This is a genomic window from [Scytonema hofmanni] UTEX 2349, assembly GCF_000582685.1.
Taxonomy (GTDB): Bacteria; Cyanobacteriota; Cyanobacteriia; order Cyanobacteriales; family Nostocaceae; genus Hassallia; species Hassallia hofmanni.
The window spans coordinates 87,939-114,319 of the sequence record NZ_KK073768.1; the positions used below are offsets into that span (position 1 = coordinate 87,939).

Here is a 26,381-nt window from a genome sequence, read left to right on the forward strand (position 1 = left end):
TTTTCATAACCATCCCCCTACTTTTATGACTACGCGAATATGGCGCTTGTAATGGTGTTAGATTGGGTATATTTGAGAATTGCAAGCAAGTCTGTACCCGCACTAATGAGGGTATCATCACCATTTTGGCTGATGTTCAAGTTGCTGAAAGTTAATCCACCAGTTAGAGTGATACGATCGCTTTCATCAAACTTAATAATTGTGGCAATTCCTGCACCTTGACCAAAAATAAAGCGATCGCTTCCACTACCTGCGAAAATGGTATCAATACCACTTGAGGTAATTGTATTATTACCTTCTCCAGCAAAGATGGTATTATTTCCTACTCCTGCATTGATGACATCATTACCAGCACCAGCGTAAATCAAATCATTGCCTGAGCCAGTGTTTACTGTATTAACGCCTTCCCCAGCGTAGATGGTATTGTTGCCATTCCCTGTAGTGATGCGGTCATTTCCAGCACCAACGTAAACAGTATTATTCCCATCGGCTGCGGAGATGGTATTATTACCTTCACCTGCATAAATGGTATTATTGCCACCCAAGCCAGAAACAATATCATCACCGTTGATACCGTAAAGTGTATCATCTCCGGCGGTACCTCGGATGCCACTGTTGCGTGCATCTACCTCAAATTGACTGACGATTTTCGGTTGACGGCTGATAATTGCATTCGGATTAGCTTCAAGTTCCTCACGGGTATAAGCTTCAACACCATAAGTTGTCAATGTCAGCTTTTGAGTTTCCGCATCAATGTTAAACTCAGTCCAACCGTAGGTATGAGTAGCAACGTAATCTCCTTGCAACAGCTTGGCATTAATTAAACCTTCAGCTTGCGGCAGGTTGTTATTCAATCCTACAGGGTCATATCCTAAGGGAGCCAGACCATTATCGACAATTTGCTTGATAAAATCATCTTTATCGTTAGGCAAACTGTCCCCATCGTTGGCAATGGGCAATGAATCGTAAAATGCTCTTTGAGCAGGAGTTAACAAACCGACAGATGTTGCAAGTTCCGCTACTGTTTGTCCAAAAGGTGCATCAAAGGCAACAGAACCTGTGGTAATTTCAAAAGCAGTAGTCGCAATTTGCGCTTGACCGGGTGCCAATTGATAAGTTAGGTTATTCACTACTGTACCGTGAATATCCGCAGCGACGAAGACAACGTTATCAATTTTGTTATCATTGATAAACTTGAGAATTTCAGTTCGTTCTGCTGCGTAACCCTCGTAACGGTCAGAAGCGGCAAGCACGCCTAAGTTTTGAGTTGGCTCCGGTGCCATGATAAACTTCCAAGTGATACCGTTCTGCTCTGAGGTGAGCAAATCACGCTTCAAATCTTCGACTTGCTGCCTTCCTAATAAAGTGCGATCGCTATTGAAAGACTGGGTTAAAAAGTTCCCAACTTGAACCGGATCATTAAGATTTGTGACGGCTGGTAATCCTGCATCTCGGAAAGAGCGAGCATCTAAAACGAAAGTTGCAGCATCACTGCCAAAGGTATTGTAACGGTAAAGTTGACGTTCGCCTGCCGTGCGTGCATCGCCGGTCTCACCATAAAAGCGATCGCGCAAGGGGTTATACTCTTGAAAGGCTTGCAAACCGTTTTCGTAAAGTGGCGAATCATTCACCAATCCGGTTGTTGCACCATACAATGCTTGGTCTGTAGCTGAAGCTGAAGTTAAATTTTCCCCACCTTCAAAATCGTTAGTAACTTCGTGGTCGTCAATGGTTGCTAAGATAGAAGTAGAGGCTCGTAAATCGCCCCAAGTATTTACACCAAAGCGCTGACTATATACTTCACTATTTTTGATGCGGAAATCATCTAAAGTTTGCGCTTGAGCTTTTTCCGTTCCGTCTGGATTTCGCAATGCTGGGGAAGGGATATCAGCGTAGATAGTATCCCCAAATTCAAAGAAAAATTCTAAGTTACTTTGGGGTACATTAGAAATAGCCGGGTAAGGGCTAAGTTCACCACGCCAGTCTCCAGCGACACCAAACCGTAAACCAGCTTGAGTTCCTAAAGCGGCTGAAGTCTTGAATTGACCGGATTCTGTAGCTCCGGCAGCATCAGCTACTCTGTAATAATACTGTGTTCCTGCTGTCAAACCTGTAACTTCCACTTTCACAGGTTGCAGTGGATTTGTGACAGTTGCAGTTGCTTTACCTGCAATATTGCTAAAATCAGGTGTCGTCGAATATTCAAACGAGACATTACCTGTAAAATTGCTCCGCGCCCAGAGTACAGTAGAAGTCTGGGTTGTATCACCGCTAGCAATTCCATTTAACAGAGAATTCGCTTGAGGATTGCGGGGATTGTAGCTAGTGGTATCAATGGTCAACGCATTTGGTAAAGCGCTAACAATGTTTTCCCAAGGAACTAGTTTAAAGTTAGTTTTGACGTTTTCGCCATCGATAATTTGCGCTGGCAGATTATTCCCATCGTGGGTAACGAACAAACCAAAGGGAAACTTAGAACCGAGGGGAACGTTGATGACATCTGCACCATCAGATTCTTGTACACTATCGATTGAACCGTTACTTCCAACGGCAAATCTACCCAAGAAATCATTATTACCTTCACGGGTAAAAGCTGCAAAGGTGCTGTCACCTTGGCTGGATGCTAACAAGTAGCCTGTACCATCTTTGCCGTAATATATAGTTAGTCCTTCTGCGTCATCGGTGAGATTATTTCCCCCCTCAAATCGGACACGTTCAATTAAACTACCAGTTGTACCACCATTCGGTTCAGCTTGAAACTTCCAAATTCCGACATCTTCCTGGGCAATGTAGAGAAAACCAAGTTCTTGATCTACGACTGTTCCCTCTGTTTGGGGAGAACGGTCAACACCTGTGGGTGAAGGTAAAGTGAATTCCCGTACTCTTTCAGCCCCAATCTTACCATTCCCTTGGTCGATTAATTTGAATTGTGCCACATCTCCAGTTGCTCGGCGACTAGCGAAGACATAATAATCATCAGTAACAGGACTGCGATATAATGCTAAACCGTAAGCACTGCGTGTTGATGCTGAATAAGGAGGGTCAAAGGGTAAATCTTGGAATAGAGTTCCGATGCTACTATCGGTGATATCTTCTAAATAGTCACCGGGATTATTCGGATTGATTTTGAAGATTGCGAGTTTATCATTATTGCGATCGCTTGCAACGGCAATATCAATGGATTCTCCATCCAACTTAAATCCATACTGCAAGTCGATATTGTTATAACGAATATTACCAGGATTCACTTCCTGTAGCAAATTCCCTGACAAATCGTAAACTCGCAAACCGGCATTTTTCACCGATGTCAATATCAAGCTTTTTTCTGCATCAGTCGAGTTAACGTAAATCGCTGGATCGTCCGCATCAGCACGTTCACTAAATGGTAAACTTGGATCGTCAAGTAAATCAGGACGAGTTTCTACTGTAGGTGTTGCAGTAGGGATTAAATCTGCACCTAAAGTTAAAACTTGGGTAAATTGACTTTGACTGAAATTGTTATCACTCACCAACACAATCGACTGCCGTCCATCTGGTAACACCGGACCGAAAGTGATACCCTCAATATTATCTGTCCCATTGGGTAAGTTCAACGAGTTGAGATTTAACAGCAACCGCTTTTCAACAGGTTGGATTGCCGCAACTTGGTTAGAACTCAAGCTGTTAAGGGAATCAACAGAACTAATATCAGTTGCACCTTGCAAAGTGACTTCATAAATCTTAATCGTATTTCCAACACCAGTAGAGAAAGAACGTTCTACCGCAAGTAGTGTACCTCGATTATCGATCGCGAGTAAATCCACTAAACCATTATCAGCGAAACCTGTAGCGGGATTTGGGGTTGTAGGGATTGCATCTATATTATATAGATATTCTTTTTCCGGTTGTCCTGTCACCAGATTGTATTGCACAATGCGCGATCGCGAACCGTTAGTCAAAGATGCGATCGCGCCATCTTGAAATAAAGCGCTTTCAGTAGCAGTGTACAATGTCCTTTGATCGGGTGCGATCGTCAGACTTTCAAAAGCCAAATTATTCCGAATCCCGGATAATTGAAGATCACCTGCATCTATTACACCACTACCATTCGTATCATCCACCACAGGTAGGAATTTTGTCGGTACAGGTAAAGAGCGAATTTGTTGTCCTGTCGAGAGCGAGAATTCATTAATAAACGGATTCATCACTCTACCCACACTCGGATTCACCTCACCTTCAGAGGAGATAAAAACAGTATTATTATTAGTTAAAGCAATCCCCTCAGGATCTAAACTATTGAGGGGAAACAAGTTACCATTTGCGTCTGTGAGTGTAGTAACGTTGGTAAAATTAACTTGTGGTAAATTAGCAGTAAAAGTATAAAAACGCGCAGGTGCAAATTGCGATCTATCATCAGCGATCGCGTAGTAGCGATTATTGACAGCATCGTAAGTTACACCAGACAACCCACCAATGGGAGTTTCTACACCATTAACAGTTCCCGCTATACTAGAAGGAATAAAACCTGTAGCGAAAACATTCTGTCCTTCAAACACCACACCAGAAACAGTTTTACCTACTTCAGTAGCACCAAGTTGCAAATCTACCCAAATTTGACGATGGTCAGAACTGGGGAAACCACCAGGAAAATTAGGGTTAAAAGTCCCTACCAAAGGGAATGTCGGATCAGTATTTAACGACCAAAACACACCAGAATTATCGATTTGCAAATCAGCAGAAGGTAAAACATAATCTGTTCGCAGATTTCCCGGTGCCGTATCTGCAAAATCTGCTGTATCAAAAGCAGGATTTCCGCGTTGAGTCAGATTTGCACCACCTTGCAATATCGCTTGTTGAGAACCGCCCTCACTCGTCGGAATAAAGTTAGTATTGATATTGGGATTCTGTAACAATTGGCGAATCGCATTATCGAAGCTATCACCATCTACAGGATCTGCATTCTGATCGCCCATGATAACAAAACTCGATCCAGTTGAGATACCGCCTTTTTTACCAGTATCATCATAAATATAATCGCCCTTCCCAGGTGTGATATAATCTGCCCAAAAGCGGATTTCATCATAATTGCGTTTACCGTTACGGTCTTCCGCACCATCGAAAGTTGGAGGTGTGGGATGACTAACTAAAGCGTGAATCGTCTCGCCATTCACAATAATGGGAATATCCCAATGACTTTTAGAAGAAAGCCTTAAAACAGCTTGTTCTTCTGGTGAATACCAAGGAGTTCCAGAACCAGGAGTGCTAATTGTCGATAGCAACGAGTCTGGCATATCTTTCCACAAAAAATTCTGGAAAGTTCGCACATTCGCAGTATCTATAGGATACTTCGACAGCAGCAACATCCCAAACTGACCGGGGAAATTGCCAAATCCGAAAGCATCATTGCCGTATCCTGCTTCTGCTGGGTTCGTAACTGCTCTCCCATCATTATCTAAATCAAATCCGGAGGCAATACCCGTATTTGACGGAGCAATGTAGACATAAGGATATTCTACCGGAGTTGCGCCATTTTGACTCACGCCAAGATAATTTTGTTGAAATAATTCGACAGCTTTGAGCGGATCTTCTGCAAAGTAGTCAAATTCATTAATTAACTGTACATCTGCATTAGTGCGCTGGATAATTTGGGCAACCGTTGCAGCTTGTGCGTTATTTGGGGTGGATAAATCGGTTACTAATTGACCTTCAGCATTGCGGTTCAAAGATGCGTTGAATAGGGAAAAACGTATCGTGTTAATAGTTACCATTCTTTTATTCTGGGGTAAGTGATGATTTTTTTTGAACGAACCGCAGAGTACGCAGAGAACGCAGAGGAGGAAACTCTTATCTTCTCTGTGTCCTCTGTGTCTCTGCGGTTCGTTTATTTAGTATCTAAGCAAGATTGACAGTATTCAATTGCACATATTTCAGCGTCGCTAGCAAATCATTACCCGCACTAACCAAGGTATCATTGCCACTAACGCTAACCGTAAAATTACTCCCAGATAAACCACTTCCGCGAGTAATTTGGTCATTAGAAGAGAAACCGAAGATGGTGACAGCACCAATACCAGCATCAAAGATAAAGCGATCGCTTCCACTGCCAACATAAACTGTATCGTTACCTGTTCCCGCAGATATGATGTTATTACCTTCACTAGCATAAATCAGGTCATCACCTGCACCAGTTGATATGGTGTCATCACCTGCACCTGCGTAAATCAGATCGTTACCAGTTCCTGTGACAACCCGATTTCTACCTTCACTAGCGTAAACGCTATTATTACCATTACCCAGGAAGAAGACATCATTAACAGCACCACCATAAGCAATATCATTTCCAGATTTGGCAAGAAAGGTGTTATTACCTTCGCTACCGTAAAGGGTATTGTTACCTTCACCACCATCTAGAAAGTCATCACCTGGAGTACCGAATAAGGTATCATCTTCATTACCACCTAAAATTTGCGAAGTTGGTAAGTTCAATCCAGCAAAACCAACACGAGGATCTAAATTCAGTGGTTTATCAAGCTGTAGTTGGATGATTTCGTTGTTGTCAATTCCGGGAGGACGACCTACAGAGAAAGGATAATTATTGTCATTGGCAACTAAGATGGTATTTTCATCAAGTACCAACACATCTTCAATGGTTTGGAAGGGAAATCTAAAGGTGGTGCTACCATCTTGGTTGAGGTCATTCGGATCTTGAATGTTCAACAAGTCAGCAACTTCTTCCTTCTGTACAAAGCCGTTTGCATCTTTTTGGGATAAATCAACTTTGAAGATTTTCTTGAATTGAGCGTTGTCTGCTTGATTGTTATCACGCTCAATCACCAAGTACTCATTATCGTTGATAACGGTAAAGTCGCCGATCGCATTGGCGGTATTTTCTAGTTTGTAATATCCAACCAAACCTTGAAATTGTTGACTTGCGATATCAAATTCATGAATTCGCAAAGCATTTTCTGGATCGCCGACAACAAAACCCTCTAATAAAGGATATAATTTTGTTTTGTCAGGGTTGATTGCTATACCCTCAAAGCCTCTAGAACGACCTAAGTTAGAAACAGCATTACCAGCCAGAACATCAGGATTATCAGGCGATCGCACAAAATCCCCAGTAATTTGATCTCTTACTATGTCTCCGGTTCCGGGGAAGTCACCAAAGAACCCATCAACACCTAACTGAATAAATTGTCTGATTTCTAGTTCTGGATTGCCTTGATAATCTGCTGCCAAATACAGACCTTCGTTGCGGAAGGTGTACGGATGTACTAATAACCCGGCATCGTGAGCATCTGTAATTAAAGATGTTGGGGGTAAAGTTGTTTTATCAGCATCATTAACTGCACCATCACCATTTAGATCATCCGCTCTGCCATCACCATTAGCATCAGTTCCCCTAATTGAAACAATCATCCGTTTCCAAGGACCAATACCATCAGCGTAAGTTGCAACTTCCTGCAAACCTTCAGCAGTCCGCAAATCTCCATAGGTGCGAGAGTCGCCACTGACCACAAAATCATAAGGTTGGCTTTCAATTATTGTACCATCTAAAGCAATATCCCTTGCATCCAATAATTGAACTAATGGTACATCAATGAGCGTGTTCAGTTCTTTGAGGTTTGCAACTTCAAACGACTGGATGAAAACTCGACTTGGATCGGTGAAGTCGTTTCTCTTGAGGATGTCAACTAATGGTTCTTCCAAAGAAAGTCCGACAGAATCGTGGTAAGTCGGATGTTTGGTTTCTGGATAGATACCGATTTTCTTACCTGTTTCTGCTTCAACTTCCTTAACTAAATCGAGAATTTCCTGAAGAGTCGGAACTTCAAACAGACCATTGTAAGATTGATCGCGGAAAGGAAGACGCTCTATAGCTCGTAGAGTCTTAATTTCTGCTAAAGTGAAGTCATCAGCAAACCAACCAGTTTCGGTAATCCCATCAATAACTTTAGTTGTGAAGCGATCGGCAAATTCTGGACGAGTTGCAACGTCAGTAGTAGCTGAAATATTGACTTCATGACGAGCAATTAATATGCCGTCTTTTGTGGCTACCAAATCTGGTTCAATAAAATCAGCACCCTGCTCAATCGCTAATTTGTAGGAAGCGAGAGTATGTTCTGGACGCTCTCCACTAGCACCTCTATGACCAATGACAATTGGTGGTTTGCCATTCAAAGTGTTGAGTTGAGCAAAGTTGGGGGTAGAAATGGGTGCATCTAGCAATCTACCTGTGCTATCAAAGTGCAACAAATAAGGACCGAACTCATCCCCAATCCAGATTGTACCATCATTTGCCAAATTAAAAGATTCGATATCGAAATCTGCCCCTGTCAACAACCGTTCAGTTGTATTTTCGTTGACAATTTGAAATGAAGCCTTGCGATCGGGGTCAGCGAGCTGAATGAAGTTTAAAACATTAACGCTACCGTCTCCCCCTTCTGTACTGCGGAAGCTCGGATCAACGCGATAAATTCTTAAAAGGAAATCAGAACTGTTTGTTTTGGCTCCATACCCATTATCAGGTAGAAACCAGAAGCTATTTTCGTCAGCAAACTGAACTCCGCTAAAGCCTTGAATTGGTTGTCCGGGAAAAGGACCTGTGCGACCATTAGCAGAAATAAGCGCACCAGATAAAGGACCCGGAGCAAATGTATCCGCTGGTAATGTAGCGAAGCCTTTTAGTGTTACGGTTGACATAATTATTTCCTTGATCTTCTTGTGTTAGACTAATTTTTTACACAAAAATTCAGAATTAACACCCTTGACAAAAAAAAGCACGCAACTGTCAAATGGCTTTGTGCTCTTTTTCTCTAATGTTCCACACTCAGGTTAAGAAGAGAAAATCTATTGATTAAAATAAGTATTTTTTATAAGTAAATGCACTTAACCAGAGCGTCGTTCTTAATTTCAGACCTGACGCTCAAATAAAATTTACCCTGAAAACTGGAGTTTTAGCGACTTGTTTAACCGGACTTAGACAAGAATCTTTGTATCTCAGGTGTTGCTAATAACTCTTGTAGAGACGTAGCACACAATAGTCTCTTTTTTAACAGATGTCTATTTTTTTTTGTCGCTTTTTCAACAGTTAGAGCGATCGCTTATAAATTGGTTAGGACTACCCAACGGCAAATAACCAAATCTACTGCTGAAACTTTCTAAGCGATCGCATATCCCCTCATTTCCATTTATATCATGTTCGACAAATCACATATACTGTAGAGACGTTCCGCCGGAACGTCTCTACGACGGTTGCGATATTTTTATTAATGTTAATTAAACGGACATGATCTTACGCTACTTTTAAAGCTTTCTCAGGTAAAGTCAATGCTTCTGGCAAAAGCTTCCCTTGTTCGTGATACCATTCAATTAGAGAGGAAATCACTTCCTGTCCGTGTTTAGCAGCTTCCTCGTAAGTTTTGCCATGAGTGTGAAATTGTTGCCAAGGAAATTCAGGTAAATGTACCAAGTAACAATTATCTTCATCTGACCATTGAATTATCATACTGTAGCGATGGTTCATTGTTCCTCTTGGCGTGGGTCTTCAACGAAAGGATGAAAACCACCTTTTACCCAAAGTTGCCGAGATTTTTGAATGAATTGGTCGGAGCGTCGTTCATCGTTCAAATCAAGTCGGTTGCAAGTTGTTCGACCTGTAGATGTAGTACCAATAATTTTTGTAGCGTCTGCTGACCAAGTAAAGTGTTCAGCCCATTTTTGCAGACGAGGATTAAATAAAGCAACTTCTTGCTGAGTTTGTGGATCAATTCCAACTGTAAAATTATAGTGGCGTTCATTACACCCGCGACAAGCTAAAGCCAAATTATCCATATCATCCGAACCACCTAAAGATTGTGGGTAGATGTGGTCAATTGTTAAAGGAGATGTGCTGAGGAATTCAGGATAATGGCAATATTCACAGCGAAAGTTAGCACGTCTGCGTACTAATTCTTGAATCTTGTTAGAAATTGTCATACCTGAGACGCAATCATCGCATTGATGTAGCTAAAAATTACGTCTAATTCTCCAATAGCTTCAAGTTCAGCTGCTTCTTCTGATGTGAGTAAATCTGCTTTTTTCTTATCCAGAAGTTCTTGCATCCGCAAACCCAGTTGTTCAGTAAATTTGAACAGATTAAGATTATTGAGTTTTTCGACTCGAATACCAGTCGTTACTAAAGATGAGGGTTTAACTATTGCTGTAGCCATCAGGTTATTGCGATTGAATATACTGCTATTGTAATAAAATTAGCGCGATCGCATTATCTCTTCCAGAATTTTGGATTAATCTTGATGGCAGTATTGAAATCAGCGATCGCATATCGAACAGTTAAAGCGATCGCTTCATTAACTGGTTAGGATTACCCAACGGCAAATAACGCTCTTTTATTACTCTCGCCAGATTAAATTTGAAACCCTATATTCATATTAGTCCGCGCAGGCGGACTTTGTTTGTGTAGCCGCGATTTTAATCGTCGCGATTTCTCCTCATTTGTTATTCTTTAACGATTACCAGACAAAAATCTTTGTATCTCAGGTGTTGCTAGTAACTTTTTCGCATCAGTAATCAAGCGATCGCTCCAGTTATTTTCTTTGAGAAAAGCGACTTCAGCATAGCGTTTCTCAATCGTGAGTGCCTGTTTTGCTTTAGTTAGAGCTTGTTCTCGTTCTCCTTTAGCATATAGAACTACGGCTAATGCTAATAAAGGTTCAGCAACTTTGTTATTAATAGCTAATGCTGCTTGCCATTGCTTCGTTGCTGCTTCAACATTACCCTGGTCATATTTAATAAAGCCTATATTATTAATAGCAACATAATTGTTAGGATTAATCTTGATAGCAGAATTGTAATCAGCGATCGCACCTTGCTTATCTCCTAAATTATCGCGTACATAACCCCGACCGGTGTAGGCATTATCATTGTTAGGATTAATCTTGATAGCAGAATTGTAATCAGCTACAGCACCTTGCTTATCTCCTAAATCAGAGCGGACAATACCCCGGTTGGTGTAAGCATCAGCATTGTTAGGATTAATCTTGATAGCAGTATTGTAATCAGCGATCGCACCTTGCTTATCTCCTAAACCAGAGCGGACAATACCCCGGTTGTAGTAGGCACTAGCATAGTTAGGATTAATCTTGATAGCAGAATTGTAATCAGCTACAGCACCTTGCTTATCTCCTAAACTAGAGCGGACAACACCCCGGTTGTTGTAGGCACTAGCATTGTTAGGATTAATTTTGATGGCAGAATTGTAATCAGCTACAGCACCTTGCTTATCTCCTAAATCATCGCGGACAACACCCCGGTTGTAGTAGGCACTAGCATAGTTAGGATTAATCTTGATGGCAGAATTGTAATCAGCTACAGCACCTTGCTTATCTCCCGATTCAGAGCGGACAAGACCCCGGTTGTTGTAGGCACTAGCATAGTTAGGATTAATCTTGATGGCAGAATTGTAATCAGCTACAGCACCTTGCTTATCTCCTAAATCAGAGCGGACATTACCCCGGTTGTTGTAGGCTAGGGCATCGTTAGGATTAATCTTGATAACAGTATTGTAATCAGCGATCGCACCCTGCTTATCTCCTAAATCATCGCGGGCATTACCCCGGTTGCCGTAGGCTTCGGCTAAGTTAGGATTAATCTTGATGGCAGAATTGTAATCAGCGATCGCACCTTGCTTATCTCCCAAATCAGAGCGTACAACACCCCGGTTGTAGTAGGCTTGGGCTAAGTTAGGATTAATCTTGATGGCAGTATTGAAATCAGCTATTCCCCCCTGCTTATCTCCTAAATCAGAGCGGGCATTACCCCGGTTGTTGTAGGCATCAGCATAGTTAGGATTAATCTTGATGGCAGAATTGTAATCAGCGATCGCACCTTGCTTATCTCCCAAACTAGAGCGGGCAAGACCCCGGTTGTAGTAGGCTTGGGCTAAGTTAGGATTAATCTTGATGGCAGTATTGAAATCAGCTATTCCCCCCTGCTTATCTCCCAATTTGTAGCGGACAACACCCCGAACGATGTAGGCATCAGCATATTTGGGATTAAGGCGAATTGCTTCAGTTAAATCTCTTATAGCGCCTTTATAATCTTTCTGATTATACTTTTCATTCCCTTTAATATAAGAATCATCCGCAGTCGGCGCCGTTGCAACTACATTTGGTGGTTTCACTCCCACATCCACCCCAACCACCAACATTTGCCGCAAAGCTGAATAAATAGTAGTACCGTAAGCACCGCGATTCACAAGCTGCTGAAGATTGCCTCCTAAGGGTTGAGCAATTAGTCTACCGTGAATTCCCACTAATTCCCCTTCCTCGTTCAAGACGACACCGCCGCTCATGCCTTCTAAAGTGTTATTATCATAAATTAAATTATAACCATCAACATCTGCCGCTCCGTTGGCATTGACCTGTCCCTTGTTAAAAATAAAAGTATCAGAGTTGCGAATTCCCCCTCCCTGTGCGGCAAATCCTGCTAGATAAACTGTTGTGCTGGCTGTAGCTTTGTCAGAATTGCCTATTTTACCAATACTATAATTTTGACTACTACTAAACTCAATTACTGCTAAGTCAACATTTTGTAGGTATTTGACAGATTTAAGCTGATAAGTTTGTTTATCAGAGGTGGTGATTTGTTTTTTCCCCTCCCTTACCACATGACCGGCAGTCAAAACGGTGTAAACATTGCCGGTTTGCTTGATAATTATCCCCGAACCATTTCTGCTGGGATTTTGACTATCAACAATTTGCACCGTAATTTTCTTAGCAATATTCTCTACCTCTGATGCAGACAGTCCCACAGCTACCTGAGATTGTACCAACACCATCGATACACCAATCAACACAGGCGAAAGCGCGTGATAATAGTTCATTTTATTTACCCAATTTTTAATAAAACCCTCCGTAGTAGTCTGTCAAATTGATTTTGACGGGTTGGTAGTGTCAGCGTCTCGCTCACGACGCGAGCATTCTTCTCGCACTACCCATCAATTTAACCTTGCCAGACTATTAGTAGTCCGCAGCATTGCCTTTAACTCTCTAACTTTCTTGGGCATCCACCTATAATTAAAATCAACTTATTAGTTAATTGTCTCATCTGCCCCATCTGTTTACTGCTGATACTTTCTAATCAACTCCAACGCTTTTTGGTATAACGCTGTATTTCCTTGTTGTCGAAATAGTTCAGCAGCTTTTTGCAAATCAGCGATCGCACCCTGCTTATCTCCCGATTCAGAGCGGACAATACCCCGGTTGTAGTAGGCTTGGGCATCGTTAGGATTAATCTTGATGGCAGAATTGTAATCAGCGATCGCACCTTGCTTATCTCCTAAACCATAGCGGGCATTACCCCGGTTGTAGTAGGCTAGGGCATCGTTAGGATTAATCTTGATGGCAGAATTGTAATCAGCGATCGCACCCTGCTTATCTCCCAACTCATCGCGGACAACACCCCGGTTGTAGTAGGCATTATCATAGTTAGGATTAATCTTGATGGCAGAATTGTAATCAGCGATCGCACCTTGCTTATCTCCTAAATCATCGCGGGCACTACCCCGGTTGTTGTAGGCATTATCATAGTTAGGATTAATCTTGATGGCAGTATTATAATCAGCGATCGCACCCTGCTTATCTCCTAAACCGTTGCGGACATTACCCCGGTTGTAGTAGGCTAGGGCTAAGTTAGGATTAATCTTGATGGCAGTATTGTAATCAGCGATCGCACCCTGCTTATCTCCTAAACCAGAGCGGGCAACACCCCGACCGATGTAGGCTTGGGCTAAGTTAGGATTAATCTTGATGGCAGTGTTGAAATCAACGATCGCACCTTGCTTATCTCCTAAATCATTGCGGGCATTACCCCGGTTGGTGTAGGCTTTATCATAGTTAGGATTAATCTTGATGGCAGTATTGAAATCAGCGATCGCACCTTGCTTATCTCCTAAATCATTGCGGGCAACACCCCGGTTGTTGTAGGCTTGGGCTAAGTTAGGATTAATCTTGATAGCAGTATTGTAATCAACGATCGCACCTTGCTTATCTCCTAAACCAGAGCGGGCAACACCCCGGTTGTAGTAGGCATCAGCATCGTTAGGATTAATCTTGATGGCACTATTGAAATCAGCTATTCCCCCCTGCTTATCTCCTAATTCGTAGCGCACAATACCCCGGCTTTTGTAGGCATCAGCATACTTAGGATTAAGGCGAATTGCTTCAGTGTAATCTGCTCTAGCGCCTTTATAATCTTTCTGATTATACTTTTCAGAAGCTTTAATATAAAAATCATCCGCAGTCGGCGCCGTTGCAACTACATTTGGTGGTTTCACTCCCAGATCCACCCCAACTGCCAACATTTGCCGCAAACTAGAATAAATAGTAGTCCCTAAAGCCCCAGTTATCACAAGCTGCTCAGGATCTTCTTCTGAAGCTTCAGTAACCGCTCTACCGTGAATTCCAATTAATTCCCCTTCCTCGTTTAATATAGCCCCGCCACTGATACCCCTTGACGTGCGATTATCATAACTGAGGTCATAACCATCACGCTGGGAACCTTTAGCATCTACCTTGCCATCTTTCATCCTAAAATCAACATTAGGAGTTGCTGCCGTCTTTGCCGGAAACCCAGCCACGTAAACTACACTATTATTTTTCACTTTATCAGAGTCGCCGATTTTCGCCGTCGTGTATTTTTGATTGCTGTTAAATTCCACAACCGCTAAATCTAAATTTGGCAGAGGTTTGATATTCTTAATTTGATAACTTTGTTTATCAGGGGTGATGATTTGTTTTTTCCCCTCCTTTGCCACATGACCCGCAGTCAAAACCGTGTAAGTATTGCCAGTATGCTTGATAATTGTCCCTGAACCTGCAAAGTTGGGATTTTCACTATCAACAATTTGCACCGTAATTTTCTTAGCAATCTCCTCTACCTCTGATGCAGACAGTCCCACAGCTACCTGAGATTGTACCAACACCATCGATACACCAATCAAAACAGGCGAAAGCGCGTGATAATACTTCATTTTATTTAGCCAATTTTTAATAAAGCCCTCTGTAGTAGTCTGTCAAACTCCTAAATGACGGTTAGAAAGACCCAATAAATCGCCGTCTCTACAAAGGAATTATTATTGTAGAGACGGCGATTTATCGCGTCTGTTGCCTTAACCGAACCGTATTGGGAGCGGTCTCACAACAGACGGGAGCGGTCTCACAACAGACGGGAGCGGTCTCACAATAGACGGGAGCGGTCTCACAATAGACGGGAGCGGTCTCACAACAGACGGGAGCGGTCTCACAACAGACGGGAGCGGTCTCACAACAGACGGGAGCGGTTCCACAACTTATGGGAGCGGTTCCACAACTTATGGGAGCGGTTCCCGAACTTATGGGAGCGGTCTACCTTGCAACGTTAGTCACTAACACTGAATTTGTGTCTACGCACTAGTACAGTACGGCGGAAATAAACCACCCATTCTCAATCGCTAAAAAGCTTACTCCATATTACTTTTGACTTTTGACTTTTGAATGAGTGACTTTTGACTTGCGGTACTAGACATCTCCAGAAATGAACTATGCGTTACCCAAAACCCTTGTAGAGACGTAGCACTGCTACGTCTTTTACCCACATTTTTGTCACAGTTAAAGTATCACACTGACCGTCATCCCGCCCAGAACTGAAGTTCCGGGCTAATAGCTTAAGTCCACTTAAGTGGACTAGAAATTGCATAAATTCATGAGGAAAATTTATCACAAAAACTCTGCGTTACTCTGCGCTTACCTTTAGCCATAATAAAAGAACCCCTCCCCAACCCTCCCCGCAAGCGGGGAGGGTGCCACAGGCGGGGGGGGGTCTTCATGAATTATGGGTAAACAAACTACCGGACATGATATGATTCACCTCTGGGTTTAAAAACGCTACCAATTAATGCAAAACTGTACTTAGTCCTGTTTAGAGGACTTTAGCTATTAGCCTTGGAATTAATTCCAAGGCGGGATCACAACGAAGCCAGAAAGTGAAAAAAGATGTTTTTACTACTGTTAACTAAACGGACGTATGATTTTTCACCGCTCAGGTTGCAGATTATTCAAATACGTATCAAAATCAATATATATTTGAGTATCATCCCTACTTTGATTCTGAATTTCTCCAGAGGCTAAAGCACGACGATCAAACAGTCTTTTCACAACATCTCTGGGATTAGAGCCAGGTTTGAGGGTGAATAATACAGTGTTACTACTACAAGCATCATTGGTACTCACAACAGCACACACAACAGATTGTTTATTCAGCTTTCCAGTGATGATCGTTTTCAGAGTACCATTCTCATAACTTCTCTGAAATCTCTTCGATACCTGTTGACAGCGTTGTAAAGGAGTCAACGAAGAAAAAGAAGAAACCCAACGAATTATGGATACATTGCTCCCATCTTCTCGACGAGCAAAGGTTACAGGTGCACCTTTGCTCTGAGCGCAAGAGAACTTTGGTTTGATAGCATAAGTAGGTTGAGGTGCTATTGTGGTAGTCACAAGCATTGCTAAACCACAAATTGCCACATGAGTCAACGTCAGACTGAGTAACTTAAATGCCATAAAAAAGCCTATATTTTATTTTTATGGGGATATAAACAACTACACCAATAAAAAGCACCATTTCGGTACTATGCCTACATATATCAATATTTCATAAACATTAGCAACTGTAATTGTGTGCGAAAATCGTTATCAACTAAGGTAATAACAATAACTTGCAGGACTTATGGTGACTGTAATGCTGGGTAAAATGCTTGGTGGACGCTACCGAATTATTAAACATTTGGGAGCAGGTGCGTTTGGAGTTACTTTCGTCGCTGAAGATATGCAACGACCAGGAAATCCTCAGTGCGTTGTCAAGCAGTTTCAACCAAAAAACACAGACCCCCAAACCTTGCGGGAAGCACGACGGCTTTTTGACAATGAAGCCAAAATGCTAGAGAAGCTAGGAAACCATGACCAAATCCCCCGTCTTTTAGCTCATTTAGAAGAAAACGAAGAATTTTATTTAGTTCAAGAGTTTATCGAAGGTCACGACCTGAGTCAAGAAGTGCTTTTACGTCAAAAACTGAGTGAAACTGTAGTAATTAAACTTTTACAAGATATTTTAGAAGTCTTAGCCTTCGTTCATCAGCACAAAATCATTCACCGAGATATCAAACCATCAAACATCCGGCGGCGCAAAGATGGTAAAATTGTCTTGATTGACTTTGGTGCAGTCAAACAAATCAGTACCCAAATAGTTAATGCTCAAGGTCAAACGAGTTTTACAATTGCCATTGGTACTGTTGGTTACATGCCAAGCGAACAAGGTAGTTGTAACCCGCAATTGAGCAGCGATGTCTACGCAGTGGGAATGGTTGGTATCCAAGCACTTACAGGAATATACCCAACTTATTTACAAAAAGACTCTCAAACAGGTGAAATTATTTGGCGTCATCAAGCACAAGTAAGCCAAGAGTTAGCAGATATTTTAGATAAAATGGTGCGCTACGACTTTCGTCAGCGTTATCACTCAGCAACGGACGCACTGCAAACTTTAAACGAACTGTCAACACTACACAATCAAACGACGGTTACAGAAAAGCAGCAAAAGCGATCGCCTGGTAAATTAATGATAGGATTAGCGATCGCCGCAATACTTGCAATCATTACTGCATATTTGTACTTTGATCCTTTCAAACCACCATTACCACCAGAAAATTTATTACCTTATGAAGATCCAAAGTCAAGGATAAAAATCAAATATCCGCAAAGCTGGGAAAAAATAGATATAGGCAATGTTGTAACTGAGGAGGTAGTTGTATTCGTGTCTCCTAAACAAAGTGATACAGACAAATTCCAAGAAAAACTAACCATCAGCGTTGAAGATTTTTCTGGAACATTACAAGACTTTAGCGATAGATCAACAAACCACATCACAAGACATCTAGTAAAAGCTGAAATTCAAAAGCCAAGGGAGACGATACTTGCAAACAAATCTGCACATCAATTAATTTATACTGGTCAAGATGGAGAAAATAAAGTAAAAAATATGCGACTTTTTACCTTAAGAGGTGACAAAGCATATATAGTTACTTACACAGCAGCAATAGATAATTACAACGACTTTATTCAAACAGCAGAAACAATGATTAAATCATTTGAAATTCAGTAGAGACGTTCCGATGGAACGTCTTTGGTTCCACACAGAACGTCTTTGCTCCATAATATACATGTTGCAGTCCTGCAACTATAGCAGTCCTAAATAAAAGAGGTAAAATTACATCTCTCTTTCTTCTTTCCTTCCTTTGCGTCCTTTGCGGTTCGTTTCCTAATCTATATTTTTCACAACTCAAATAGAATTGCAACTAAACGCTCTGGGGATTCCCAATACTACCGCGATTATGTGGTTCCAGCAGAGACGACATATCAGGACCAGCAGGAATAATGCTACCAGGATTGAGGGGAAAAAGGTTCCCATAATAATCTTGCTTCACACTTTCCACATCGCAGGTATCAGCAATACCCGGAAGCTGATACATATCACGTAAATAAGCTCCCAAATTATGATAATCTTGAATTCGGCGGCGATTACACTTAAACAAACCGTAATACGCACTATCAAAACGGAATAATGTTGTAAATAAACGAACATCCGCTAATGTAACGCGATCGCCGCAAAGATATCGACTTGTTGAAAGTGCTACGTCAATTTCATCCAAAGCGGCAAACAATTCATCGCAAACTTGATTGTAAGCTTCTTGAGTTTGGGCAAAACCGCAACGATACACTCCGTTATTAACTGAGTGATAAATTTTCTCATTCCACCAGTCAATTTTTTCTTTTAATTGCTCTGGGTAAAGATTTAGTGTAGGATTTTTAGCAAAGTCGTTAAATTCAGAGTTCAGCATGATAATAATCTCTGCACTCTCATTGTTAACGATAGTTTTCGTTTCTTTATCCCACAACACCGGAACTGTAGAGCGTCCGCTGTAATTTGGTGCCGCTAGCTCATACAATTGAGCAAGTGTGCGACAATTTTGTTCTTCAGAGTTGAACACCCAACCACCTTCGATTGGTGAAGGATAGACAACAGATACAGATATTACCTCTTCAAGTCCCTTAAGCGATCGCACTACCAAAGTTCGATGCGCCCAAGGGCAACTCATGCCAACATAAAGATGATAGCGTCCGGTTGCTGGTTGGTAAGAATTTCCATCTTCTTTGCCAACAAAGTTTCTAAACTCGCTCTTCGGACGAATATACTCACCCGACTGATTGCGGGGTGCGAGTTTCGACATCATTATATGCCAAAGAGTCGTCCAGACAAACTTTCCCAGCTTAATAATCAGCTTGGGGGGGAGAGATTTACCCTTTTTCTTATTTAAATTTACGTCTTTCATATCTATTAAAGCGCTGATTTTACTTCTTTATTGTAGTAAGCACTTCAGTGCTTTCTTTAAATCTTTCTTAAGCGTTGAAACGCTTACTACCAAAAAAGCCCGGATGCTTTTACGCAACCGGACATAAATTAGGTTAAATTAACCTACTGTTTCGGTAAACGCGAAAAAATAAGCAAATCACATATATTAGAATCGTATATTTTTACTGTAGTTGCTGGAAATATATTTTATCAGACGGTGCATGTGGATCTTTACTAGCGAAGCCGCAATACGCTCCCGGATTGACTTTTCCATAAGTTTTCAGGAAATTGAGACAACTGGTGCGATCGCTAAAAGTGCCTACATAAACTACAAATGAACGTTGATTTGACAGATTTGGATAATCTGGTATCCAAAACACTCCTGGCTGACCATAACCCGCTACTTGTAAAGTCTTAATTTGCTCAACCGCAGTTTGCAGATTTGGGAAGGTAGAATCTGCGATGAAATGAAAATAATTAGGCAGATTGGCACTGTTAATAATTGCTGATTCCGATGACGCTACTTGAGAACTTTTATTGGCTGATGGAAGTGATGAAGTATCCTCAATTTGTGGTTTTGTCAATAGCGAAGATGTAGCTTGTTTATATGTCGGAGGTTGAGGAGAATTTGTCAACAAAAGACCAATAATTACAGATGCACCCATTACTCCACCTGCAACTAAAATACTGCTGGTAAAAATAGCGTTTTGTTTATTGCTTTTAACCGCAGACTGGGAAGTAACAGGAATACTTTGGGAAGGCTGATGAAAAAAAATAGGTGTTTTTTGTGGAAGGGAATTTGTTATATTCTCTAAAGCATTCAGCATTGCTTTTGCACTGTGAAAGCGTTCCCTAACATCAAACCGAATTGCTTTATCTAATACCCCTGCAAAACTTGGACTGACAATTTCTCGATCCCAAATATTCTCGCTAGTGTAGGAGTCTGTTGCCAATTGTTCTGGCGTTTTTCCTGTCAGTAAATATATAGTTGTTAATCCCAAAGTATACAAGTCACTAGCAAAAACCGGACGTCCTGCTGCTTGTTCATTTGGCATAAACCCTGTTGTACCGACGACCATAGAACTACTAATATTACCTTCAGAATTTACCACTGTTGCCATCGTTTCACGCACAGCGCCAAAATCAATTAAAACTGGTTTGTTATCACTAGAGCGCAGAATGATATTGTCTGGCTTAATATCGCGATGGATAATACCTTTGCTATGCACATACTCCAGCACTTCTAACAGACTGATTAAAATCGAGCGTACCTCACTTTCTCTTAAACAGCCGCTTTGTTTGACCTTTTGGCTTAGGGTTTGTCCGCTAATCCATTCTTGTACTAAGTAAAATTGATTGTCCTCTTGAAAGTATGCGTATAGTGTGGGAATTTGCTTGCTTACTCCTCCCAATTCTTCTAAAATAGCAGCTTCTCTTTGAAATCGTTTTTGCACTAACTGGTGAATATGAGGATCGTTGTTAATTGGTTTGAGTTGTTTAATTACACAAGTTCTTCCCGAAGGCATTTGCGTATCTTCGGCTAAAAATGTTTCGCAAAATCCACCAGATCCAAGCATGTTGATAATGCGATAGCGATCGCTCAAAAATGTTTCTTTCATAAGTTTTTCTTAACTCAGATTTGCTTTAAATTACACCGGATTGTTTAAAATGATACAATTTCTAGTTTTAACTTAGGGTTTAATTTGATTTTTACTTGATTTTTTTATGCCAATATTTATCTAATTTATAGCTGAAAATCTTTGCTTCAATTACTATATTATACCACTAGAGAAATCTCATAAAACACTCAGATCGCGCCAATCAAGTATAGATAAATTCTCTTCTTAGCTAATTTTCTACTCCCTAGCCTGATAACTGGTTTTTGATTTAGAAAATTGAAAATTCTCGCAAAAAACAATAAAATGAAAGAGTCACTCTTTTATCTGAAATTTTCTGGGGCAAATTTTGGGGAAAAAGCGGCTGTGCAAAAATAAATCAATAAAGAAAGAGTATCAATTGGGTAAGCACCTTTCTAGGGCAAAAAAAGATAATAAGATATTTGCTTAAACTTAAGTTTTGCTTTCGGCACTGGGAGTGAGGCAGATGGTCTGGAAGTGATTTAGCTCCAAAGAAAGAACTATCTATGCCTTTGGAAGCAGATTTGGGGAACTGGAACCGCAGAAACATGCTTGTTATCATCTGGTGTCTTTTGCCGGAAGTCGGAATTACTTGATAAATACCTATCAGAAATAATAATATATACTCTTAACGAAGCGGCAAATGTATTTATTTGAAAAACTATTATAAAATAAGAATAAAAATTATGGAAGCCTGGATTGCTGATTACTAAAAAAAGTTAAAAAAGCAAAAAAAGTCAAATAAAACTTGATAAAATTATTTAGTTGAGGTTAAGTTAATGCTGACGGCAGATGTGGCTATAAGTAGCAGCTACGACCCGCGTATAATATCGCTTTCGATAGCGATCGCCGTCCTAGCCGCATATACTGCTTTGGATTTGGCAGGACGGGTAACAACAGCCACATCTTTGGCAAAAACCGCCTGGTTGATAGGTGCGGCAATTGTCATGGGCATTGGTATTTGGTCGATGCACTTTGTCGGGATGTTGGCATTTAATCTACCGATACTGATAACATATGACATGGCAACGGTGCTGTTGTCAATTATACCAGCGATTATTGCCTCCGCCGGAGCGCTTTTCTTAGGGAGTCGCCCAACTTTGAGCTTGTGGCAATTGATTATGGGCGGTATCCTGATGGGTATTGGCATCGCCTCAATGCACTACATCGGCATGTCCGCGATGCGGATGGAAGCAGACACAATGTATAATCCATTGCTGTTTGCAGTTTCGATAGCGATCGCCATTAGTGCCTCAATTGTAACGTTATCTGTCGCCTTTCAACTACGCACGCAAAGCAGTACATCTGCCGGATTAGCAAAAATCTTGGGTGCGCTGATTATGGGATTGGCGATCGCTGGGATGCATTACACTGGCATGGCAGCAGCTAATTTTATACCTACTAATCCAAAAGCAATTGCAACCGGGATTCCCAAGGATTCCCTCACCTGGTTAGCTGTTACTATTGGTGTTGTCACCTTTGTAATTCTGGATTTTGCATTACTGATTTCATTTTTTGATCGGCGATTGACACAACAAGTAAAGCTTTTAGAAAAGCAAGAAACAGAAGCCAGAGGTTCGCAACTATTTACGCTTATTACGCTGCAAATTAGGCGATCGCTCAAATCAGAAGATGTTCTTTACACCACCGTCAACGAAATTCGTCAAGCATTAAAATCAGACCGCGTAGTTATTTATCGCTTTCATCCTGACTGGAGTGGCACCATAGTTGCTGAATCGGTAGCAGACGGCTGGATCAAAACCATCGGCAAAACGGTCTACGATCCCTTTAGAGAAGATTACATTGCAATGTACACAAGTGGTAAAGTCCGAGCTACCGACAACGTCAACGAAGCAGGTTATACAAATTGCCACTGCCAGATTCTGGAAGACTTTCAAATCAAAGCAAATTTAGTTGCACCGATTATTATTAACAATCAGCTAATCAGCATATTATGTGTCCACCAATGTTCTCAACCTCGGCATTGGCAAAAGTTTGAAATTGATTTAGTCGCACACTTAGCAATTCAAGTTGCGATCGCTTTAGATCAAGCGAGTCTTTTAAATGAGTTTAAGCAGTCGCAGAAAGTATTACAACTTCGCGATCGCGCCATTGCCGCCGCTAGCAATGCTATTGTTATTACTGACCCACGAGCGATCGACAATCCGATTATTTTTTGCAATCCGGCATTTGAATCCATCACAGGTTATTCACCGGAAGAAGTGATTGGACGCAATTGTCGATTTTTGCAAGGACTCGACACAGATCCCGCAACTATTGAACAATTACGTCATGCAGTGCGTAACTCTTTAGAATGCCAGGTAGTAATTAAGAATTACCGCAAAAATGGAACACCATATTGGTCTGAATTAACGATTTCTCCAGTGCGAGATTCATTCGGACAAGTCATCAATTATATTGGTGTGCAAGCTGACATTACCCGACGCAAGCAAGCAGAAGAAGAATTAAAGCTAAGTCAACAAGCTTTGCAAAGCCAACTTTTAGAATTTCTCATCAACGTTAAAGAAGTATCGGGAGGTGATTTAACTGTGGGTGCAGAAAATATCGCCGGTGAAGTGGGGGTAGTAGCTGATGTTTTTAATACGATTATTCACAACCTGCGGCAGATTGTCAATCAAGTAAAACTTGCTGCTTCTCAAGTAAATCTTTCCCTTGATGAAAACTCAGGTGTGATTCAACAATTGGCGAATCAAGCTTTGACACAAGCCGAAGAAATTAATTACACCTTAGAAGAAGTAAATAAAATTAATTTATTTATTCAAACAGTAGCAGATAATGCCCACCAACTATCAGAAATTGCCTACACCACTTCAGATACAGCAACAACAACCCAAGCCGCAATCGATAATACCGTAGAAAATATCTTGAATTTACAACAGACAGTAATAGAAAAAGTAAATAAAGTGAAGCGTCTGCGAGAATCTTCGCCAAAAATTTCCTTCGTTGTGTCGTTGCTTAAGCAAATTGTCTTGCAAACTAACTTGTTAGCCATCAACACTAATATTGAAACTGCGCGGGTGAGCAAAGAAGGTCGAGGCTTTAAAATAGTGATAGAACAAATTGGTCAATTAGCAGCCCAATCACAAGAAGTGGCAAAAGAAGTTCAACAAATGCTAGAGAACATCGAAATGGAAACTAGCGAAGTCGTCAAAACTATAAAAATAGGAGCTAGGGAAGTGATAGAAAAAGCAAATATGATTAAAGATGTCCATAACCAGGGGCAGATTTTAGAAGTATCCCGGCAAATTCATGATTTAGCGCAGTCAATTAAAGGTGCAACCGGATCTCAGGCACAAAGTTCGAGTGCGATCGCTTTCTTGATGCACCATCTTCTCACAGCTTCAGAACACACTGCAAATTCATCTGACATGGTGTCTAAGTCTTTACAAGAAACACAACAAGTAACATTACAATTAGAAGACTCTGTGAATGCATTCAAAACTGATGCCTAAAGTTCTTTCCGAACACCTTGAGTGGTTTGATTTTGCTGCGGTACTACCCTAATTTCCTGAGCAATAACCGCAGGTTTATTGATATACTTTTTATAGTATTTATCTTGCAAGTTCAAATTGTAATCCCGCTCAATTTTGGAAATATTCAATCTGCGAACCGGACCTGTAACTTCAACTTCTATATCTCTATCTGCGGGTAGATTAAAAGGCTCCCCAGAAGCATTCACAACTACAATCGGTTCACTGTCAAATAATTGCTTATCTTTAACTGTGAAAGAAGTTAGACCGATTTTATCCAGTGCTTTACTTTTTATGGTCACAGTTCTATACATAAATTCGTCTGGATTATAAGTAATTTCCGACGTGTTAACCAACTTGGAAACAGGAGTTGTTTCCGGTTGACTAAAATTGCATCCTCGAAAGATTGCTGTTAAAAGTGATAAAGCAATCAATACTCCTAAATCCCCAAATCCACGTTTAGAAATGCCCTTTGTATTAGTCTTAGTTTCTTTAGCTTTGCTCATGATGACAAAATTCCAAAAGTTTCTTCTTCAACTGTTAGACTATTTCCGGATTAACCAAAATTGACAACCAAAGGTGTTTTATATTGGTTTGATGTTAAGTAATTTTGTAATTAACTTAACTTTTATAATTAATTTAATCTTCTATCTAATGGGATAAAATTCAAATGCTCTATCCCTGATGTGCCAATACGGTTCGGTTAAGCTAAAAAAACAAAAATTTGTAGGTTGGGTTGAGGAACGAAACCCAACATTTCCAAGGCTTTGTTGGGTTTCACTTCGTTCAACCCAACCTACAATTTCCTTTTATAATTAATTTAATCTTCTATCTAATGGGATAAAATTCAAATGCTCTATCCCTGATGTGCTATATCTTTGGTTACTGCAATGAACTCCCGCAAAATTATAGATGAATCATCGCGTCGCCAAATCACAGCTAATTGTCGCGTTAAATTCTCTCCCTGAATTTCTCGGTAGACAACTCCCTTTCGGACTAAATTTTGAGCATTAGCGGGAAGCAATGCCACACCGACACCACCTGCAACTAAACTAAGTACAGTAATCATCCATGTTGCTTGTTGTACTACTTTTGGCGTAAATCCTACCTGCTGGCACAAATTAATAATCTGACTGTATGAAGGTACCAAATCAGGTGGAGGTAACACAAAAGGTTCGTCAGCTAAAGCTTTAAGTGGAATTTTAGATTTCGCTGCCAAAGGATGTTGTTCAGGTAAAGCAATCACTAAAGATTCTTGTAAAATTGGCAAAAAACTTAAAGCAGTATCATTTTCATTTTCATTCGGTAGCCGATCAAAACCAACATCAATTACACGCGATCGCAACTCTTGTATCTGCTGAAAAGAAGTTAGTTCGCGCAAAACCAACTCTACATCACCAAAACGCGATCGGAAAACTCGCAAAATATCTGGTAAAACACTATTAGCGATCGAGCTATTAGCCCCCACCACCAAGCGTCCAATTTCCCCAAGACTAGCTCTTTTTGTCGAAATTATTGCCCGTTCCACAGTCGCAAGCACTAAACGCGCTTCTGTCAACAAAACTTGTCCTGCCGCAGTTAATTGTAACGGGCGTTTTTTACGTTCAAACAGTTGCACTCCTAAATCAGCTTCTAGTGCCTGTATTTGCTGGCTTAAAGGTGGCTGGGCAATGTGTAAACGTTCCGCCGCACGCGTAAAGTTTAATTCTTCAGCCACAGCGATAAAGTAACGCAGATGTCGGAGTTCCATTATTTATCGAGTCACTATATTTAAAAGATATAGTTTATTAATAAACAAAATATTGGACATATAGTATCATTTTTATCTATT

15 protein-coding genes are annotated in these 26,381 nt (G+C 40.9%); 2 read left to right on the forward strand and 13 right to left on the reverse strand.

The window, feature by feature from the left end; translation table 11 throughout:
• Positions 1-29 precede the first annotated feature (29 nt).
• From TOL9009_RS0105645 to TOL9009_RS0105680, 9 genes are all read right to left on the reverse strand, one after another.
• A complete protein-coding gene (locus TOL9009_RS0105645) occupies positions 30-5,747 on the reverse strand; it encodes a phytase (protein WP_029631729.1) in 5,718 nt (1,905 codons plus the stop codon).
• 124 nt (positions 5,748-5,871) lie between these two features.
• Positions 5,872-8,685: an esterase-like activity of phytase family protein gene (locus TOL9009_RS0105650; RefSeq protein ID WP_398406564.1), complete on the reverse strand. Its 2,814-nt coding sequence runs from the start codon at positions 8,683-8,685 to the stop codon at positions 5,872-5,874.
• 589 nt (positions 8,686-9,274) lie between these two features.
• Positions 9,275-9,505, reverse strand: a complete 231-nt coding sequence (locus TOL9009_RS0105655) for a type II toxin-antitoxin system HicB family antitoxin (protein WP_029631734.1) — start codon at positions 9,503-9,505, stop codon at positions 9,275-9,277.
• Positions 9,502-9,957 carry an HNH endonuclease gene (locus tag TOL9009_RS0105660; RefSeq protein WP_029631736.1) on the reverse strand — a complete coding sequence of 152 codons (456 nt, stop codon included), beginning with the start codon at positions 9,955-9,957 and terminating at the stop codon, positions 9,502-9,504. The genes TOL9009_RS0105655 and TOL9009_RS0105660 overlap by 4 nt, the downstream gene beginning before the upstream one ends.
• Positions 9,954-10,190 carry a hypothetical protein gene (locus tag TOL9009_RS0105665; RefSeq protein ID WP_029631738.1) on the reverse strand — a complete coding sequence of 79 codons (237 nt, stop codon included), beginning with the start codon at positions 10,188-10,190 and terminating at the stop codon, positions 9,954-9,956. Before TOL9009_RS0105665 ends, TOL9009_RS0105660 begins: the two co-directional genes overlap by 4 nt.
• Positions 10,191-10,483: 293 nt before the next feature.
• Positions 10,484-12,862: a serine protease gene (locus TOL9009_RS38310; protein WP_029631739.1), complete on the reverse strand. Its 2,379-nt coding sequence runs from the start codon at positions 12,860-12,862 to the stop codon at positions 10,484-10,486.
• A 237-nt stretch (positions 12,863-13,099) separates the two neighbouring features.
• Positions 13,100-15,010, reverse strand: a complete 1,911-nt coding sequence (locus tag TOL9009_RS0105675) for a tetratricopeptide repeat-containing S1 family peptidase (protein WP_029631741.1) — start codon at positions 15,008-15,010, stop codon at positions 13,100-13,102.
• Between the two features lie 554 nt (positions 15,011-15,564).
• Positions 15,565-15,714: a hypothetical protein gene (locus tag TOL9009_RS46920; RefSeq protein ID WP_186227489.1), complete on the reverse strand. Its 150-nt coding sequence runs from the start codon at positions 15,712-15,714 to the stop codon at positions 15,565-15,567.
• Positions 15,715-16,049: 335 nt separating this feature from the next.
• Positions 16,050-16,577 (reverse strand): COP23 domain-containing protein, encoded by a 528-nt coding sequence (locus TOL9009_RS0105680; protein ID WP_029631743.1) that lies wholly within the window; start codon positions 16,575-16,577, stop codon positions 16,050-16,052.
• A 166-nt stretch (positions 16,578-16,743) separates the two neighbouring features.
• On the opposite strand from TOL9009_RS0105680, the gene TOL9009_RS0105685 reads away from it, so the two are divergent.
• The gene (locus tag TOL9009_RS0105685) at positions 16,744-18,174 is read left to right on the forward strand and encodes a protein kinase domain-containing protein (RefSeq protein ID WP_313770049.1); all 1,431 of its coding nucleotides are present in this window, start codon (positions 16,744-16,746) and stop codon (positions 18,172-18,174) included.
• Positions 18,175-18,367: 193 nt separating this feature from the next.
• On the opposite strand, the gene TOL9009_RS0105690 is transcribed toward TOL9009_RS0105685, so the two are convergent.
• Positions 18,368-19,402: a glutathione S-transferase family protein gene (locus TOL9009_RS0105690; RefSeq protein WP_029631747.1), complete on the reverse strand. Its 1,035-nt coding sequence runs from the start codon at positions 19,400-19,402 to the stop codon at positions 18,368-18,370.
• Positions 19,403-19,604: 202 nt separating this feature from the next.
• On the reverse strand, positions 19,605-21,041 hold the full coding sequence (locus TOL9009_RS38315) for a serine/threonine-protein kinase (protein ID WP_051502815.1): 1,437 nt from the start codon (positions 21,039-21,041) through the stop codon (positions 19,605-19,607).
• Positions 21,042-21,838: 797 nt separating this feature from the next.
• Between TOL9009_RS38315 and TOL9009_RS0105700 the strand changes: the two genes are divergently transcribed.
• Positions 21,839-24,532 (forward strand): MHYT domain-containing protein, encoded by a 2,694-nt coding sequence (locus TOL9009_RS0105700; protein WP_029631749.1) that lies wholly within the window; start codon positions 21,839-21,841, stop codon positions 24,530-24,532.
• On the opposite strand, the gene TOL9009_RS0105705 is transcribed toward TOL9009_RS0105700, so the two are convergent.
• Complete coding sequence (locus TOL9009_RS0105705) at positions 24,529-25,056, reverse strand: hypothetical protein (protein ID WP_029631750.1); 528 nt, start codon at positions 25,054-25,056, stop codon at positions 24,529-24,531. The two genes, TOL9009_RS0105700 and TOL9009_RS0105705, sit on opposite strands and share 4 nt — an antisense overlap.
• A gap of 350 nt (positions 25,057-25,406) precedes the next feature.
• A complete protein-coding gene (locus tag TOL9009_RS0105710; RefSeq protein WP_029631752.1) occupies positions 25,407-26,300 on the reverse strand; it encodes a LysR substrate-binding domain-containing protein in 894 nt (297 codons plus the stop codon).
• Positions 26,301-26,381 lie beyond the last annotated feature (81 nt).